Origin of the sequence: Pseudolactococcus plantarum, assembly GCF_002441715.1 — a bacterium.
Lineage (GTDB): Bacteria > Bacillota > Bacilli > Lactobacillales > Streptococcaceae > Pseudolactococcus > Pseudolactococcus plantarum.
Window position 1 is genome coordinate 60,903 of sequence record NZ_JXJX01000001.1, and the last position, 17,997, is coordinate 78,899.

General features: G+C 38.1%; 18 protein-coding genes. 14 read left to right on the forward strand and 4 right to left on the reverse strand.

Annotation, left to right across the window (positions count from 1 at the left end; translation table 11 throughout):
* Nucleotides 1-4: 4 nt before the first annotated feature.
* From RU87_RS00280 to RU87_RS00320, 9 genes are all read left to right on the forward strand, one after another.
* Nucleotides 5-1,495 (forward strand): type IV pilus twitching motility protein PilT, encoded by a 1,491-nt coding sequence (locus tag RU87_RS00280; RefSeq protein ID WP_197456608.1) that lies wholly within the window; start codon nucleotides 5-7, stop codon nucleotides 1,493-1,495.
* Between the two features lie 13 nt (nucleotides 1,496-1,508).
* Nucleotides 1,509-2,720 (forward strand): type II secretion system F family protein, encoded by a 1,212-nt coding sequence (locus RU87_RS00285; RefSeq protein ID WP_068159913.1) that lies wholly within the window; start codon nucleotides 1,509-1,511, stop codon nucleotides 2,718-2,720.
* Nucleotides 2,721-2,886: 166 nt separating this feature from the next.
* Nucleotides 2,887-3,387 carry a type II secretion system protein gene (locus RU87_RS00290; RefSeq protein ID WP_068159911.1) on the forward strand — a complete coding sequence of 167 codons (501 nt, stop codon included), beginning with the start codon at nucleotides 2,887-2,889 and terminating at the stop codon, nucleotides 3,385-3,387.
* A 192-nt stretch (nucleotides 3,388-3,579) separates the two neighbouring features.
* Complete coding sequence (locus RU87_RS00295; protein ID WP_068159908.1) at nucleotides 3,580-4,377, forward strand: prepilin peptidase; 798 nt, start codon at nucleotides 3,580-3,582, stop codon at nucleotides 4,375-4,377.
* A gap of 54 nt (nucleotides 4,378-4,431) precedes the next feature.
* Nucleotides 4,432-5,490: a type IV pilus biogenesis protein PilM gene (pilM, locus tag RU87_RS00300; RefSeq protein WP_068159905.1), complete on the forward strand. Its 1,059-nt coding sequence runs from the start codon at nucleotides 4,432-4,434 to the stop codon at nucleotides 5,488-5,490.
* Nucleotides 5,491-5,496: 6 nt separating this feature from the next.
* Nucleotides 5,497-6,123 carry a hypothetical protein gene (locus tag RU87_RS00305; RefSeq protein ID WP_068159903.1) on the forward strand — a complete coding sequence of 209 codons (627 nt, stop codon included), beginning with the start codon at nucleotides 5,497-5,499 and terminating at the stop codon, nucleotides 6,121-6,123.
* Complete coding sequence (locus RU87_RS00310) at nucleotides 6,120-6,728, forward strand: hypothetical protein (RefSeq protein WP_068159899.1); 609 nt, start codon at nucleotides 6,120-6,122, stop codon at nucleotides 6,726-6,728. Before RU87_RS00305 ends, RU87_RS00310 begins: the two co-directional genes overlap by 4 nt.
* Before the next feature lie 108 nt (nucleotides 6,729-6,836).
* Nucleotides 6,837-10,733 carry a pectate lyase-like adhesive domain-containing protein gene (locus RU87_RS00315; protein WP_096835775.1) on the forward strand — a complete coding sequence of 1,299 codons (3,897 nt, stop codon included), beginning with the start codon at nucleotides 6,837-6,839 and terminating at the stop codon, nucleotides 10,731-10,733.
* Between the two features lie 100 nt (nucleotides 10,734-10,833).
* On the forward strand, nucleotides 10,834-11,127 hold the full coding sequence (locus RU87_RS00320) for a hypothetical protein (protein WP_096835776.1): 294 nt from the start codon (nucleotides 10,834-10,836) through the stop codon (nucleotides 11,125-11,127).
* Nucleotides 11,128-11,288: 161 nt separating this feature from the next.
* On the opposite strand, the gene RU87_RS00325 is transcribed toward RU87_RS00320, so the two are convergent.
* Complete coding sequence (locus RU87_RS00325) at nucleotides 11,289-11,909, reverse strand: FMN-dependent NADH-azoreductase (RefSeq protein WP_068159893.1); 621 nt, start codon at nucleotides 11,907-11,909, stop codon at nucleotides 11,289-11,291.
* A 233-nt stretch (nucleotides 11,910-12,142) separates the two neighbouring features.
* Here RU87_RS00325 and plsX point away from each other — a divergent pair, with 233 nt between their 5' ends.
* Nucleotides 12,143-13,144 carry a phosphate acyltransferase PlsX gene (gene plsX / locus RU87_RS00330; RefSeq protein WP_068159890.1) on the forward strand — a complete coding sequence of 334 codons (1,002 nt, stop codon included), beginning with the start codon at nucleotides 12,143-12,145 and terminating at the stop codon, nucleotides 13,142-13,144.
* Entirely contained in the window at nucleotides 13,145-13,393 is a 249-nt protein-coding gene (gene acpP / locus RU87_RS00335; RefSeq protein ID WP_096835777.1) for an acyl carrier protein, read from the forward strand.
* A gap of 77 nt (nucleotides 13,394-13,470) precedes the next feature.
* On the opposite strand, the gene RU87_RS00340 is transcribed toward acpP, so the two are convergent.
* The 3 genes from RU87_RS00340 to RU87_RS00350 form a co-directional block, all read right to left on the reverse strand.
* Nucleotides 13,471-13,656: a hypothetical protein gene (locus RU87_RS00340; RefSeq protein ID WP_068159887.1), complete on the reverse strand. Its 186-nt coding sequence runs from the start codon at nucleotides 13,654-13,656 to the stop codon at nucleotides 13,471-13,473.
* 27 nt (nucleotides 13,657-13,683) lie between these two features.
* A complete protein-coding gene (locus RU87_RS00345) occupies nucleotides 13,684-14,148 on the reverse strand; it encodes a hypothetical protein (RefSeq protein WP_068159884.1) in 465 nt (154 codons plus the stop codon).
* Nucleotides 14,149-14,240: 92 nt separating this feature from the next.
* Nucleotides 14,241-15,503 (reverse strand): replication-associated recombination protein A, encoded by a 1,263-nt coding sequence (locus tag RU87_RS00350; RefSeq protein WP_068159881.1) that lies wholly within the window; start codon nucleotides 15,501-15,503, stop codon nucleotides 14,241-14,243.
* A 128-nt stretch (nucleotides 15,504-15,631) separates the two neighbouring features.
* On the opposite strand from RU87_RS00350, the gene RU87_RS00355 reads away from it, so the two are divergent.
* The 3 genes from RU87_RS00355 to RU87_RS00365 all read left to right on the forward strand — a co-directional run bounded on the left by RU87_RS00355 (nucleotide 15,632) and on the right by RU87_RS00365 (nucleotide 17,924).
* Nucleotides 15,632-16,102, forward strand: coding sequence for a DUF3013 family protein (locus tag RU87_RS00355; RefSeq protein ID WP_068159878.1), 471 nt, complete (start codon nucleotides 15,632-15,634; stop codon nucleotides 16,100-16,102).
* 112 nt (nucleotides 16,103-16,214) lie between these two features.
* Nucleotides 16,215-17,171: a 50S ribosomal protein L11 methyltransferase gene (prmA, locus tag RU87_RS00360; protein ID WP_068159875.1), complete on the forward strand. Its 957-nt coding sequence runs from the start codon at nucleotides 16,215-16,217 to the stop codon at nucleotides 17,169-17,171.
* 6 nt (nucleotides 17,172-17,177) lie between these two features.
* Nucleotides 17,178-17,924, forward strand: coding sequence for a 16S rRNA (uracil(1498)-N(3))-methyltransferase (locus RU87_RS00365; RefSeq protein WP_068159872.1), 747 nt, complete (start codon nucleotides 17,178-17,180; stop codon nucleotides 17,922-17,924).
* Nucleotides 17,925-17,997: the final 73 nt, after the last annotated feature.

Consider the following 17,997-nt stretch of genomic DNA (forward strand, 5'->3'; position numbering starts at 1 on the left):
TGACATGTCCGAGTTAAATGACAAAATAGTAGATACGCGGGGGGTAACTCCAGCTGTCTTTAGAAATTATTGCGTAGCACAAAATGTATTTGATACGTTAACGATGCTAAGAATTTTAAGAGAAGTCCCCCTAGGCACTTCTTTTGAACAGTACTTGATTCAGGAAGCCTACCTGACAAAACAACAAATACAAGTCTTTTATGATGAGTTGGCTCTTCAGGAAAATGAATCGTCAGCAACTCGTGATGCTGAGCCTAAATCTGACGAACAGATCACACCACCTAGCACACCTACAGTGTCAAGTAGTGAGATGATACAAGAAACAGTAATCACAGATTTGCCTCCTCAAATATCACTAACATCAAAAGAATCAAAAGGGACATTAGCACTCCCTGATAAAGAGCTTCACTTGGATGACAAGGAAAATACTGTTGCAGTGAGTGACGATTTTCTAAATTCGGATCAGTGTCAATTAGATGCAATTCTGTCTGAAGCCGTTACCTTAGGTGGGTCTGATATTCACTTCTCTGTGGGCTTAAAGCCGACCTTTCGTAGACATGGGGATTTAGTTGCGTCTAACGTCTCAGACGTACTGACAACGCAAGTTATCTCAGGTTTTGGACAAGTCATGTGTGATGAACGGCAGTGGACACACTTTTTAGAAGTTGGAGAAGTTGACTTAGCTTATGAAATCAAGCATTTAAGCCGTTTTCGTGTCAATATTTACCGTCAAAAAGGGAATACGTCTATCGCAGTACGTGCCATTCCGACAGAAATTCCTAAGTTAGATGCGCTCAAAATGCCAGAGATACTAAAGGATCTGGTTCAAAAAAAGCAAGGTCTATTTCTAGTTACAGGGCCTACTGGGTCTGGTAAGTCGACAACATTGGCTGCAATGATTGATTATTTAAATCATTTTAAAAAAGAACATATCATTACTTTAGAAGATCCGATAGAATACGTCCATAACCATAATCAGAGTATCATTGATCAGCGAGAGATTGGATCTGACACTAATTCTTTTGCAAATGGTTTACGTGCGGCATTAAGACAGGATCCGGATGTCATATTGGTTGGGGAAATGCGAGACTATGAAACAATTTCTATCGCTCTAACAGCTGCAGAAACAGGGCATTTGGTGTTAGGAACGCTACATACCTCAAGTGCTGCAGCAACGATTGAACGGATAGTTGATGTTTTCTCTCCAGAACAGCAGCCGCAAATTATGACACAATTATCGGGTGCTTTAGTCGGGATTTTGGCGCAAAGGTTGTTACCAACGCCAGATTTTAATGGTCGAGTAGCCGTAACTGAGTTGATGGTCAATACACCCTCAATCGCTAATCTTGTCAGAAGTAATAAAACGCATCAGATTACCTCTATGTTACAAATGGGCGCTGAGGAAGGGATGTATACGATGGAGTCATCGATCAAAGCGGTGTTATCAGCACATGCTGTTGATGTGGATGCTGCTGAGAGTTTACTAGGAGAGTAGTAGGTGAAGAGGAATGGCAACTTACATTTATGAAGGTATCAATGCACAAGGGATTAAAAAGAAAGGCACCATTCGTGCGCATTCAGAACTTGATGCACAAGAGTTGATCAAGAAAAAGCAGGTTAAACCACTCTATATTAATGCACAGCAGGAAACTGTCGCTAATCGTGAGATTAAATTTTTTAATAAAGTAAGTACGAAACTTTTGGTCGCCTACCTACAGCAATTTTCCATCCTAATCTCCTCAGGTGTAACTGTTCTACAGGCATCAGAGATGCTGGTTGAGCAAGAAAAAAATAAAAATCTCAAATCAGCTTTAACTAAGGTGAGTGCTGGTATACAAGGAGGTCGAGCGCTATCAGAGATGTACCAGGACATGCCTGAAGTGTTTCCAGTCATGCTAACTGCTGTGATCCAAGCTTCTGAAAAAGCAGGGACTCTAGAAACTACCCTAAAACAGATGGCCGGTTATTATGAACGTCTCCAAAAGAGTAGAGCAAGTCTAAAAACAGCGATGATTTATCCGCTGATGATGATCTTATTTGCCATTGGTGTCGCCATTTTTATGCTTGTCTCCATCGTGCCCATGTTTGTAAACATGTTTGAAGACTTAGGGGCTACGCTACCTTTATTGACAAAGATGTGTCTGAGCTTTAGCAAATTTCTAACCTCTAAAGGTTTCTTTCTACTTGGCGGGATGATCGTGATAGTAATAGGCTTTCAAATTGCCAAACATCAGATTAAGGCATTACGTCAGTTTCTGGACACATGGAAGCTAAAAGTACCTATTATCGGTGAGTTGAATCTGAAAGGGGAACTCAGTATTGGTTTGAGTACCATGTCCTCTCTCTTGTCAAGTTCGGTGCCGATCGTAGAGACACTTGAGATGAGTCAAAAAGCTGTCACTAATGTCATCATCAAAGAGTTATTTAACCGAGGACGAATTACTATAGAAGAAGGAGGTAAATTATCTCAAGTATTTGCGAGTCATTTAGTCCCAAATATGACCACGTCGATGATTGTTGTCGGTGAAAATACAGGTCAGCTAGATACCATGTTGGTCAAGCTAGCCTCTATCTATGAAGATGAGGTAGCTGAGTTGACAGTGCGTCTCAGAACAGTATTAGAACCATTAATCATCATCCTAATCTGTATCGTCGTTGGCGTGATTGTCATGGCAATCATGTTACCGATGTTCTCGATGTTTGAGGCTATCCAAGGTTAATCACAAGTTTAACGTTATCGTGTCCTAAAGAAGACCTTAAACTCTTTGGAAGTGGCGTATGTATAAGGGAAAGTTAACAAAAATATCTATCAAAAAATTACAAGTAAGACCTGCTACTAGGGATAGTAGCATATCTAATGTTTAAACAAAAGGAGACTAAATAATTATGAACAAATTAGCTTTATTAGTTAAAGATGAAGAAGGGATGACGCTTGTCGAGTTACTTGCTGTTATCGTTATCTTATCAATCGTAGCTGCCATCGGTGGTGTTGCGATTGCTGGTGTTATCCAGCGTTCACGTGAGGATGCTCGCGTAGCAGATGTACAAATGCTTTATGAAGCAGCTACACTTGCTGAAGCAAGTGATTCGTATATTTCAAAGAATACGACGGCTGGTTCAGGAACAACACCTGCTGCATCTGTTACAGCAAAAATGCTAAATACTGAAGGATATGCAACAAGCGTTGGATTTCTTAAAGCGTCGAATGGTACGACTGATACTTCTGATAAAGTAACGTTTAAATTAGTTGCTAAATCAGGTTCTGCAGATAAATTAACGATGACAATTCCAAAAGAGGTAACTTACGCTGGTTCAAAACCAAACAAAGAACTTTTGGATAAAGAAGCTAAACACATTAAAGCGTTAACACGTGAAACATTATTTTAAAAGATAAATCCTCTTTCTCTGTTTAACCCCATACTTCCAATCATGTTTAACATGGCCAAGCCTCAAACAATAGTTTGTAATTTCTATTTTTGAGGTGTTTGAAAAGATTAGGACTGTCAAGTGCCTAATCTTTTCAAACATCTCAATGGCATATCCTTTGAAATACGTTAGTTTTAGAAAGAAACCTCATACATGCAAACACTTATCGGTAGTAACGACTTGGGTAGTTTTATATTTACCTATGCTTATATTTTTATTTTTGGTGCCTGTCTAGGCTCATTTTTTATGGTGGTTGGACTTCGGTTACCACAAAAAGAAGATTTAATTACGCCCTCACATTGTGATAATTGTCAAGCAAAGCTTAAGCCATGGCATCTCATCCCTATCATCGGTTATATTGGTTTAAAAGGTAAATGTAGCCAATGTCAGCAGAAAATTCCTGTGATCTATCCTATTTTTGAGGTGTTAACGGGTTGTTTATTCACAGCTGTCGTTTACTTATTACGGTTTAACAAAGAAACGATGATTGCGCTACTCTTTATGTCATTACTTTTGATTTGTACGGTATCAGATATAAGTGCGCGTAAAATTTTAAACCGTGTGACCTATCCTGCTTTTGTTTTATTTCTGATCTTGCGCTTGACGGTATCTCAGTTAAATCCTTGGTGGTTTACCTTAGTGGGTGCAGGGATTGGGTTCGTCTTATTATTATTATTGGGGTTGTTAAGCTATGCCTTGTTAAACCAGAAAGGCATGGGCGGTGGAGATATCAAACTCTTTACTGTGATTGGTGTTGTGATTGGCCCGCTTCCTTTACTTGCTGTGCTTGTATTAGCTTCAGTGTTATCACTAGTTTATGTTGGGATAGATTTTATAATCACTAAAAAATTTAAACGTAAGTTACCATTTGGTCCATTTATTGCTCTAGCTTCTCTGCTGGTTTATGTGTATATATCTGGGATGTGGCAGCTGTTATTACGTTTATTTTAATCCATAAATCTGCAAAAAATTATAAAGTTATCATAAGACAAAGAGAGAGATAAGATGTTTGGGAAATCTAAAAAAGAACGAAAAAAAATCGATCACTTAGCTATTGACAAGAAGACTAAAGGATCATCAAAACAAATTGGCTTAGAGGTGATAAAAAATGTCATCAGAATGAGTGTTGTCCAAGGAAATGATATCATCTATGGTGAAAAATTATTGGAAGGCACGATTATCAAGCGAGATAAACTTAGAAATAGTGAAGAATTATCAGATGCTATGCGCAGTTTAGCAAAGGAACTCGGTGTATCTGGTGGTCGCGTTGTCTACCATCTTAATAATCAAACGGTGTTAATCCAAGAACTTAAAGATGTAGCAGACAAGTCAGAAAAACAAATTCGTCAGAATTTATTTCTAGAGCTTGGGGATTCCATTGCACTCCCATTTGCAAATCCTATATTTGAATTATTAATCGCATCTCAACCTGAAAAAATAAGTAGACAGTCTAAAAAAAGAGACAAAAAGCAGGAGGCAGTCCTAGAAGACACACAAGAGTTGTTACCAAATAATGATGCGGTTACCTATATCGTAACATCTGAGGGTCTCTTGATTGAACTGGGAGATTGTATCATTCAAGCTGGTTTAAAACCTGCAGGCGTTGATTTTAGTGCTTTAGCTGTGACGCGGTGTTTTGAAAATAAAATCAACTTTAAACAAAATTTTATGGTGGTCGAGTTGTCTAGCGGGACAGCAACCATGACTATTTTTGAGGGAGAGACACCCATCTATGTCCAGTATGAAGATTACAATGGGGTTGGCTGGCGATATTTTTCAGAAGGTAAAGCCTTAACCTACTTTTTTAATGAAGAAAGAGAACGCATGGAGCTGAGGAAGTTAATGATGGTAATAGAACAATTAACCTACTACTATCAAACAAATTTGTCGAATAATCAAGAACTCCAGACCATCTATGTCACGGGAGAGCATCCATGGGTTAGTGGTGAGTTTGAGGAATTGATAAAAGATAGTCTGCAATATCCAATCGACATCCTACAGTTTCCCAATCATTTTGACTCTAAGTATATCTTATCTTTGGGACTGGCTATGAAAGAGGTTTAACCCGTGATGAATTTAAATTTATTACCAGATAAATATGTCAAAAACCGAGCACCAATGCTGTTATTGATTGCGTATATTATATTTGTTGGGGTGACGTTTGTCATCACTATCCTTTTCTTTATACTGTTAACTGTATCAGTAAATAAGCAACGAGATGTGCTATCTGTACGAAAGTTAGAGCAGGTGTCTTTGACTAAAAATATTAAGGCGTTAAAAAATGCTAATTCAGTCGAAGTTCAAGAGGTAATTAAGACTTTAAAAACTAAGCAGATTATGACTAATCAAATCTTTAAAACACTTGATGAGACCTTTAAAAAAGGTACAGCACTTTTATGGAACTATGAGCTTTTGCTAGCAGATAGTGAACTTAGAACATTTGATAATAAAGAACTGATCAGACTAGATCTTAATGGGATTGCGACATATTATGCTAAAGATGGTGCGCAACAAGTGGTCAAGGAGTTGGAAGCGATACCTTGGATTTACTCAGCGGTTATCGTAAAAAGCAACTTACACGAAGAAGGTGATGACCTAATAGATACTTTAGCAAATCAAGCAAATATCCATGATATAACGATTCAGGTTAAACTTATCAAAGATGCTTTACCAAATACTGAGAGGAATATCAAATGACAAAAATACAGTTCACACCAAAGTTAGTCTTAATCTCACTCATTAGTTTTTTGGTTAGTCTGGTCGTATTAATTGGGATTTGGTTTGCTTTAAATGGGAGTATGTTGTCAACCAAACAGAAACTAGATAAAGAGGTAAAAGCCATAACAAGTACTGTATCTGGTTTGAAAATAGAAAATCAACAGCTTTCTAAACAAAAAAAGTTGGTTGACAGTGTTGTGGTTAAAAATAAACCTTATATCCCGAATGGTATGCAAATAGGTGAATTTTTAGCTGACCTTGAGCGATTTGTTGCTGAAACTAACATGGTGATCAATACCACAGACTATACCCCAACGATGGTTTATCCAGCTGCTGCTACTAATGACGCAAAAGTAGCATCAGCCCAGAGTTCACTCTTTAAATTAGAGTCTAACTTCGAAGTTAGTGGTGGGTCAGCAGAAGACTGTCAAAAATTGATTGACCGTTTAGAAAATGAAACACGTTATGTCAATGTGAGTAAAATCGGCTATGCTTCATCGCCTAAAGAATCGGAATATACAGTGTCACTTACATTTACAACCTATTATTTATCTGAATATGATACTTTTAAGAAAATATCCTAGTCAGTAAAGCGTGCTGTGCACTTGACAGTAGTTGTCATAAAAATGTAAAAGTGTCATCTTATTGATCGGTGTGGTAATAGAATAAGAAAGGGTTAGAGTATAAGTGGGATGCCTAAGAAAAAAAATCTTAAGATATATGGTAGCATACTGATCATTGTTTCATTGTGTATGTTATTACTACCTAAAATCTATGATGTTGTTGTCAATAGTGGTAAAAATAAGTATACGTTAACCGCACCAGAGATAGAGTCTCAAAAATCAGCGACATCAGGTGTGATGTTAACAGTGGCAGTATATAAACCGAAAAAAGAAACGATTATGATTACCTCAGAAAATCGAGACGGTCGTAATTGGCTTGGTGGGGATAATATAGAAGAATTCTTAAGTACCTCACATCCCGAGTTGGCATCTGAGGTTAAATTTGTAGATAATGGTATTCAGTTAGCTATTAAGCCAAGTGATAAAAAAGTCGTTCTTAAGATACCAGTATCTTTACCCGATTCTACGACAACAACATTTAAAATCAAACGTGACCGCTACACCGTTGAAAAGTTAAAAATGGCTTACGTTAAGATGGATGGCCCAGTGATTAAAGAAGGTGATGCGCAAACAGATGCTAACAAAGGTGTTAGTCCAACCAATCAAACCCGTTTAAATAAGCAGATCGTGCCTGCAACATTTTTGAATACGTCACGTAGTACCCCAAAAAATTTGCTTCAACCTAAGGTAATGCAAACTGCATATCCATCAGGAAGTGATACCTTAACTGCAAGTATTAGTGTCTCAAACTACACCGAATTTTTAGCAGCCGTCGCTAACACTGCTATTTCTAGGATCGAATTTAAAAATGATATCATCGCAGATAATAGACAACCTAAGACAATCAGTCGTAACTTAGTCGTAGATGGTAAAGGAAACTTATTTAACGTAACAGCCCATAGAAATAATAACGTATTTCAATTAGGCAACCCAGCAGGATCATTTAAATCCCAGTTTATATTGGCAAATATGCGTATTGATTATAATGGGGCGAATCGAGGTAAAGCACTAATTTTTGTTTCAGATAGAAACAATGTACGTTGGCAAATTAGTTTAGAAGATATTCAATCAGAAGGAACGGCGACAAACCATGGTAGATTAGTTTTTAATCACTCTGGTACAACTATTTTATTAGGTAGAATTAACTGGCAAGCAGCTACATCTAAAGAAACAGACAAATCTGATAGATATGGGGGTGTCGTTAATAGTGCACAGATTAAGATTACAAAAAATGATGAAGGTAAAGAGCCTGTCATTGATATGACGGCCAATTGTGCACTTTTCAGAGCGTATAAGGGTTATTCAAATCAATTAACGAGTATGATTATTGAAGCAGGCGTCATTAACTTACATAGTGTTAATGCCCAAGTTCTTCATATGAATGATGAGGTATCTGGCTCAGCTGTAGTCTTTCATGTTAAAGGTCAAAATACAAGACTAAATGTGACGGCATCAGGTGGGAATTCAGAGGCTTTAGGTGGTGCAATTTCGATCATCGGGAATAATTGGACAGGACAGGCAAAAGGGAAATCATATACGCGAATAGAAGAAGGTGCTCAGGTTTCTATTCATTCGACAGATAATGCTAGAACAAAAAAAGCGGGAGCAGCTTTCGTCAATCAGGTTACCCATGGTGTCTTTTATTTGACTGGAGAAGGGACGAAGATGACCTGCGTTGCGGATACACCTTCAAACATTATAGAGGCAGCATTCCGATTTAGGCTTGTTGGGAATCAAACCTTCTATATGTCGGACAAGGCCGAATTAAAAGTGGTTAGAAATAATGGCACAACTGCAGGGCTACGTTTTTACGGTCCAAACAATGCTTTTTATATATCAGGTGGTGCCAAAGTATTGATTGATAATTTGGGTAAAGGAGATACAAGGCCTTCTGATGGTGGGTCTGGTGAAGGTAGACAAGGTATCCAGTATCCAATAGACGGAGGAGGTACATCAATTTTTGATCTAAAAGGTAAAGGCTCAGATGTCGCAGTTAATGCGAGATATGGTCCAGCCCTAGAAGGTCAGAATGGCGCCTTTAAATTTTCTGTAAGTGATCAAGCATCGATTTCTTTTATTGGTAGCCCGAAAAGTGCAGGAGTAGGTGCTCTTAAGTTACCTAGTAATTCGGTAGATATCAAATTAGATACGCCTTATTTTTATGAATTTAGAAATAATCGGCCAGCAGGAGGTCCGTGGTTAAGTGGTGGTAATTCACGAAGTATTTTCAAAGCAACTAATACAGAGCTAGAGGTATGGAAAAAAGGAAACAATGTGAACTTGGATGGGCCATCAACTAACAGCTGGACGCGCATGGATTATGAGCTTTCTGGTGTCGGGTTTTCAAAATTTAATGGTAGCTCTAATCCTAATTTTAATAAAGCAACGTATGGTCAAGCTTCAGATTATGCTAAGGTAGCTGGAGGAGCACTTGAAGCAGAGATAAAGAGTCTGCGACAGCCCACCAATGCGGATAAGCATATCTATGGGCATGCTGTCGTACCGTCTACCTATGATGCTATTAATGGAGAGGGTGCAAAACGTGATGCCTATACCAACGAAGTTTGGGTGAAACTAAGATTATATCGATTGAAATTCAAAAAAGGTGTCACATCAGTTCAAGGAAATCCAAGTACATCCGAAGCTGACTTTAATGCAACTTATGATGTCGTTACCTATGAAAAAGAAGTGCCGACGATAGGACATAAAAATACAACCACTGGACCGGATAAAGAGTTAGATGGCGTGAAACAATTTGGAGAACCTAAAACCTATGGTATTTTTGAGTGGGATCTGACTAAAGATGACCGGATTAAAGAAGATAAGTTTCTTTGGGCGGGTGAATATGTCGAGGTGATTGGTGTTAGGCGAGGGCATAAGACACCTCGCCCAGGATATGATATCCTAACACCTAAAGAAAGATATCAAGATAAAGGTAAATATGTATTTAATGTGCGGCCAGTTGAAATATCTACAGAAACGATTACTGAGGGACATATCGATCCATTTCTAAATTTGAGTGATGCTAAAACAACAATTAGTGATGCAACCAAATCAATTCGATTCCAAGCAAATGTCAAAAATATGCGTAAACATGCAGCAGTTGTGCCATTACCAGAAGGTCGAAAACCTGCTATCACAGGGAATCCTGAGTTTGTATCTAATGGAGGTATCTCATTTTATCCAATGTTAAGTGGTAAAGCGCATACTTTAACCAATGGCAGTACGGCTGACCAGATTAATTTGTATCTTAAGGATATGCAAAATAGTCAGCTGAACCTTTACACTTATCTGAGTCAGGCCGATTTATCCACTGATAAAACAACAGAGCTTTTCGCTTTCAGTGGCTGGCAAGAAGATATCTCATCTCTTGGAAAAGATTTACCACCTACGTATCAAACAGTAACAAATATTACAACTCAAGATGGTCAAAATCCATTTGTCTTGGGTGGCAATAATACGACGCTTGCAGGCTTAAAAATGCCAACAAAGACAGTCAAGTATCATAATGAAACATTTAAAAACTCGACCCAACTTGCTTTTAAAACCTTTTCACCTAGCTCTTTATCTACAACACTCTCTAAACAAGGTGGTGGGCGTATCGATGCAGTTGATCTAAGTAAGGGACAACTCGTTTCTTATCAAGTCAAATTAACCAATCCTAATATCCAGAGTTTCCCAGACCAACTATTATTGGGGTATAATCTCATTTTTGAGATAACTGGTAATGCTGAAATTTTTGATGGCTATGGGATTGATTTGCCTAATGGAATCTCTGAGACACACGATCAGCAAACAATTAAGTTCACCGGTAAAGGTAAAAATGAGTTAGGTGTAGGCATCAATATTCCTGTGCTAGTAACAGGAGACTTCCAGATTAAAGTGAAAGGTCTGGGACGTACACCTCAGGAAAAAACGCTGGCTTTACCAAGAAGCAAGCTGGGATGTTGCGAAAGAAGCGCATAATTTTGCGAGTGATGGGTTTACACCAGGTTTACAGGTCCCAAGCACTAATGACCCAAGCTATTTAGACTACTATCGCCTTTTAGCGGCACCTGATAAAGATGTGTCAGTTTCGACATCAACAACGCCAATAAATGGTGGTAAAAAAGTGTATTTGTCGATTGCTGATGGTAAACTAACTGTATACTATCGGGGACTTAAACAAGATTCTAATGTGAAAGTAGAGGTAGATGGCAAAGCATTAACAACGTTCAAAGTAGATGAGAGTGATATAGAACAAGCAAAACCACTCAATTTTAAAATAAATGGTGTTAGAAATATTGTAAAAGTAAGCTATACGCTTTTAGATGGGACTACTCAAACTGTGACGTGGAAAAATCCCAAAATTACAAATTAGGTGTATGTGTCATACTTATGAATTTAGGACATGCTAGTTAAGTAGTTATAGACAAGTAATACAAATAAGCAAGTACAGGTGTACTTGCTTATTTGTGAGATGTGGCTACTATACTACTAGACAACTGATTTTATAGTAGCTATAGGGAATCAGTTAGTATATTAAAATGTTTTAGCGATTGTTTCTAATTTGGCTACTGCATCTGCTAAAATTTGATCTGCTTGTTCAGGAGCGTAGGCATGTCCTTCAATATAAACTGATGTGATATCGTCTATACCGATGAAGTTTAAGATGCCATTTAGGTAAACTGAGGCAAAGTCATTACCGCCATAAACACCACCGTTTGCTTGGATGTGTAACACTTTTTTACCAGTTGCAAGACCGACAGGTCCCTCAGCAGTATATTTAAATGTTTTACCAGCAACGTTAATCGTATCAACCCATGCTTTCAGACGTGTCGGTAGTTGGAGGTTCCATAGTGGATTTGCAATAACTACCTTATCTGCTGCTATAAATTGGTCTGTTAACTCACCAAATCTGCCAATTTTAGCCTGTTGTTCAGCAGTGAGGGTATCAAATGCTTGTCCACTAGCAAGTGCATTAAAGGCGCTTGCGATATCAGCATCAATTTCTGGTACATTATCAGTAAAAACATCAAGAACTGTAATCGTATCATCAGGGTTTGCAGCTGTATAAGCAGCTTTAAACGCTTCTAATCCTTTAACAGAAAAAGATGTTTCAGATGTAAGTGGATGTCCTTTGATAAGTAATACGTTTGACATATAAGTTCCTCGTGATTTCTATTTTTTTAATGAATTACTTGTTTATTTTATATAAAATTTCTAAATTTTGCTGTGTTTACGCTTGTAAATTTTATCACGATATATAGGGCATGACCGATAGCAGAAAATGTCATTGGTTTATCTTGATGTATGACTTGCGACTAAACGTTGTTAAAATAACGACTTCATGCTTTTTATTGCAGTCCATTGAGGTAGTATGTTATAATATGAGAATGAAAAAGAAACTAGCAATAGATGCAATGGGTGGAGATTTTGCTCCAAAATCTGTTGTAGAAGGGTGTCTGTCGGCACAAGCCAAATACACAGATATTGAGTTTATTTTATTTGGGGATGAAGCACAGATTAAGCCTCTCCTCACTGATACCAGTCGCATGACGATTGTACACACGACTGAGAAGATTGATTCAGGTGAGTCTGACCCAGTTAAGGCGATTCGTAGTAAGCGAAATTCAAGTCTTGTTCTGGCTGCAAATGCAGTCAAGAATGGTGAAGCAGATGCGTTGATATCTGCTGGTAATACGGGAGCGTTACTGGCTAGTGGTATTTTTATTGTTGGGCGTATTAAACAAATTGACCGTCCTGGTTTGATGTCAACCCTACCTACCATGGATGGTAAAGGGTTTGATATGTTAGACCTAGGTGCTAATGCCGAAAATACAGCACGTCATTTACAACATTTTGCTGTCTTAGGGTCATTTTATGCTCAAAATGTTAGAGGGATAGCAAAACCACGTGTTGGCTTACTAAATAATGGTTCTGAAGCCAGTAAAGGTGCACCACTTCAAAAAGAAGCATATGAGTTATTAGCGGCTGATGATACGATTCATTTTATCGGTAATGTTGAAGCACGCGACCTAATGGCTGGTGTTGCTGATGTTGTTGTTACTGATGGGTTTACAGGAAACGCTGTGTTAAAATCAATAGAAGGTACTGCCTCAAGCTTGATGACACTGCTAAAAGCGTCGATTACTAATGGTGGTATGCGATCAAAACTTGGTGCTTTATTCATGAAAAAATCTTTGTATCAACTAAAAGATACGCTAGATTATGAAAAAGCTGGTGGTGCAGTCTTATTTGGTCTTAAAGCACCAGTCATAAAGAGTCATGGCTCATCAAAAGCAGATGCAATTTTTGCGACAATTAAACAAACACATAAAATGTTAGAAACTGACGTTGTTGGTAAATTAGTACAACACTATCAGGAGGACAAATAAATGACGATTAGTAAAGAGACACTATTTACTAAAATTAAAGATAATTTAGTAAAAACTTTAAATTTAGATCCAGAATTGATTACACTTGATACAAATATTGTTGAGGATTTGAATACCGATTCGATCAGTTTGATGGAATTCACATTAGCTTTAGAAGATGAATTTGGTATCGAAATTTCTGATGAAGACGCTGAACATATTTTGACTTTAGGACAAGTTGTAGACTATGTTTCTGAAAAAATAAATTAATCGATGTTATAGATAAAAGAAGCCTGTTGGTAAACATACCAACAGGCTTCTTTTTAGTTTTGTTCGTCACGAAAAGATTAATCAAGTCCACCTTGAAAGTCTGTATCGATATCTTGTACATAGGTTTTGTAATAGTTCACGAGATCACGTTTAAACTCTTGATAGTCATCTTCAGAGTAATCTCGCTCAGCATCGATTTGTGCTTTAAAATGTGGTAAGTCTAATTCAGTACGAATGCGTTGTTCTAAGTCATCTCTAGTCATGTAATTCACCTTTTCATCTGTATATGTTTAAGATACGTCCCATGTAATATGCCCCTTTGGTATTTGAGGCTTACTAGGTGGGGGAACTGCTGGTCTATCCTCAAAAGGAATACTACTATCATAAGCGATATCTGGTTCCTGATCTATAGTTTGATCCAGAAAACGATGTAAGAAGTCAAATGATTCAGTCGTATTGGCCTCCTCACAAGTTTTTTCAAGCACTATTAACTCTTGAAAGAGCGTTTGTTCAAGTGTTTTAAGTCTGGTAAGTTCATCTACTGCAAGTTGATGGTCTGCTTTTTGTTTGGCAACATCCAAATCCGTATGCAAAACGGCTTGTTGTTCACGTTGATGGCTGTTTTGGATTGCAAAAGAAAAATCCTGTATAGCTTTCTCAAGTTGCTTTTCTGCATGTTGTCTCTCTAATATGATTGTTGCTAACTGTTGTTTTTTTTCTGATAACTGATTAGTAATATCATGTCTCCTTTTCATTTTGCACGCCCTTAGCTATAGTCATACTGTAGCGTAAGTGTAACGACAGTGTTAACTAATTAGTAAACTAAGTTGATACTATTTTTTGCAAATTAGGGTTTGTTACGTTTTCTTTGATTGATATCATCAAGTCGTAACTGTAAAGCACGCTCATATTTCCCTAAGCCATCTGATTGGAAATAATTGACGTGTTTAAGTGGATCAGGTAAATATTGCTGGTCAACCCAGTGATCAGGATAGGCATGAGGATATTGGTAGTTTTCTGATCGGCCTAATTTCTTAGCACCTGAATAATGACCGTCTTGTAAATGGGGTGGGATCTGTAGAACACCATGTTTGTCTAGATCTGCTATGGCTTTATCTAATGCGGTATAACTTGCATTAGATTTTGGTGAGAGTGCTAGATCAACGATGACATTTGCGATGGGAATACGTGCTTCAGGTAAGCCGATTTTTTCAGCTGCTGTAACTGCGTTTATGGTATGTAGCGCAGCATCTGGATTTGCAAGACCAATATCTTCGTAGGCGATGACAATCAATCGACGAGATAGACTTTGGAGATCACCACCAGCTATCAATCTTGCTGCATAGTGTAAACTTGCGTTGACATCTGAGCCACGAATCGATTTTTGTAAGGCAGATAGTAAATCATAGTGTGCATCGCCATCTTTGTCAAATGTTGCAGCAGATTGTTGCAGAGAATTTGCCATGTCTGCCAAAGTCACATGATGATCTTTGCTTGATAAAACAGCTAATTCGAGGGAGTTTAACGTCGCACGAACATCCCCATTGGTTTTTTGGGCTAAAAATTCTTCAGCATCAGCATCCAGTGTCACCTCAAAGTCAAATCCACGTTCGTTATCAAGTATAGCGCGATCAATGGCAATCTTGATATCCTCAGGCGTGAGAGGTTTAAGCTCAAAAATTTGAACACGACTACGGATGGCAGGGACAACACTAAAATAAGGGTTTTCAGTTGTGGCACAGATCAAGATGATTTCACCGTTTTCAAGAAGTGGTAGTAAAAAATCTTGTTTGGGCTTATCTAGTCGATGTATCTCGTCTAAAAGTAAGACGAGTTGTCCAGAGAACTGTGCCTCTGCTGCAATTTCTTGCAACTTAGTCTTTTTATCAGATGTTGCGTTAAATGTGCGAAAAGCCATGTCTGCTGTGCCAGCAATAGCAGAAGCGATGGAGGTTTTACCAATACCAGGGGGACCGTATAAAATCATAGAGCTGAGTAATTTAGTCTCAACCATGCGTCTGATGATCATGCCTTCACCAACTAAATGACGCTGGCCGATGATGTCATCTATCGATCGCGGTCGTAGACGCCGCGCCAAATTTGGTTTCATAAATGCTCCTATTAAGTATGTTATACTATATAGTATAACATTTTTAAAAAAGAGAAAGATAAATGAGATACATCTGTAGCTATGTGATGAGATCACACATTCAGATGACGAGTTAGTCGAGGAGAGAGATGGCAAAATACGGTTTTTTAGATGCATTGGATGATGAGCTTGCAAGAAATTTTACATATGATTATGAAATTAATTGGGATAAAAAACATCATGCTGTAGAAATTTTTTATTTACTTGATGTGGAAAACCCTGGTGTGGCAGTGACTGATACAGCAGATGATGAGGCAGCGTCAAGTGAAAATATTTCATTTGAAGATGCAGTTGTGTTTTATAATCCACACAAATCAAAACTTGTCGTAGATGATTATCTAGCTATGTTCCCTTATGAACCAAAGACAGGCCTATCCAAAGAATTCATCACTTATTTTGTGCGTTTTTTACAAGAAACAGCAGATAATGAGTTAGATGCGTTAATGGACTTTTTAAGCTCTGATCAGGTTGAATTTTCAGGAACAATTGATTTGGAGAAGTTTAAAAAAGAGGTGGCAGAGCTTTCTGAGACAGAGTTTCTACCTTACCCGAGATATTGACATCGGATACTGAAAGTAAGTTTTTTTTAGATAGCTGTGTGTACCATAGTATTGATGATTTGTGACACGGATTTGTCGTGTTACCTAATGTTTAAAAGGAAATTGATTAGAGATGAATAACTGGAATGAATTAGCAGTAAACGTTTCACGTGAAACCGAAGAAGCTGTCAGTAATATTTTAATAGAAGCAGGTGCTCAAGGGGTCGCGATAGAAGACACACAGGACTATTTATATCATCAAGATAACTTTGGTGAGATTTTGCCAGAAGTGGAACAGGTTGATACGATCGTTGTGAAGGCTTATTATCCAGAAAACTTGTCCATTATTGAACTATCTGAACATATCAGAGCACAGATAGCTGGCTTATTAGATTTCGGACTCAATCCAGGTGATTTTACGGTAAATACACAAAGTTTAGCTGAGCATGATTGGGCAGATAGTTGGAAACGTTATTTCTTGCCAACACGCATCTCAAATCAGCTCACTATTGTCCCTTCTTGGACAGAGTATACACCTGCATCATCTGATGAGAAGATTATTCGTTTAGATCCAGGTATGGCTTTTGGTACAGGCACACACCCGACAACAAAACTGTCTTTATTTGCCTTATCACAAACGTTAAGAGGCGGTGAAACGTTGCTAGATGTTGGGACTGGCTCAGGTGTCTTATCAATTGCTGCAAGTTTACTGGGTGCCAAAAACATTCATGCATATGATTTGGATGAGGTTGCAGTCAAAGTTGCCAAAGAAAATATAGCGCTTAATCCTGATATAAAACACATTACTGTTGGTACTGGTAACCTGCTCAAAAATGTGACCATTCAGGCAGACGTGATTGTTGCTAATATTTTGGCTGATATCTTGATGGATGTGATAGCAGATGCTTATCAGTTGTTGCATGACAACGGTTATTTGATTATGAGTGGGATAATCGATAGTAAGTCAGAGATGATTTTAGACAAATGTCAAGAAGTAGGATTTTCAACGATCACGCGGATGCAACAAGGTGAATGGCATTGTATCATTTTGCAAAAATGTGATGATGATGATCATATTATCGGAGGTTAAGCTAGCATGCAACAGTATTTTTTACCTGACAAAGTAGCCAATATTGGGGATGTTTTTTCGCTAGATAAATCAGATCACCATCATCTGTTTACAGTTCTTCGTGCACAAGCAGGTGAAGTGGTTCAGGTCGTGTTTTCAGACCAATCTTTGATGTTAGCTGAGGTAGGCGATGATCAAGCGACGTTGACTGTAACAGAAAGTTTAACAAGACAGATTGAGTTGCCAATAGACGTTACGATTGCTGTTGGATTACCTAAAGGAGATAAGTTAGAATTTATCGCTCAAAAAACAACAGAGCTTGGGGCTTATGAGTTGATTGGGTTTCCTGCCAAATGGTCAGTGACAAAGCTTGATGCGAAAAAAGCGAGTAAAAAAACTGAGCGATTACACAAAATTGTCAAAGGAGCTGCAGAACAGTCTAAACGGTTGCGAATACCGGGTGTGCAACTTCTGGACAGCTTAAAAGCGTTGACTGATCTATTTGGGAACTATGACGTGGTCTTGGTTGCTTATGAAGAGTCAGCTAAATCAGATGAGCTATCGATGTTTACCAAGCAGCTCGCAGCGCTAAATAGCGGTGGTAGTGTTTTGGTGATATTTGGTTCTGAAGGTGGTATTTCTCCAGAAGAAATAGCTGTATTTACGCAACTCGGTGCCGTACAGATTGGTTTAGGACCACGGATTATGCGTGCTGAAACGGCACCACTGTATGTGTTATCAGCTATGTCGTTTTATACGGAGTTATTGAAATAAACGTTCTTACCAATCAGTGAGTGAGACAAAATAAAAACAATTAACTATGTCTTTTGAGATGGTTAATTTTTTT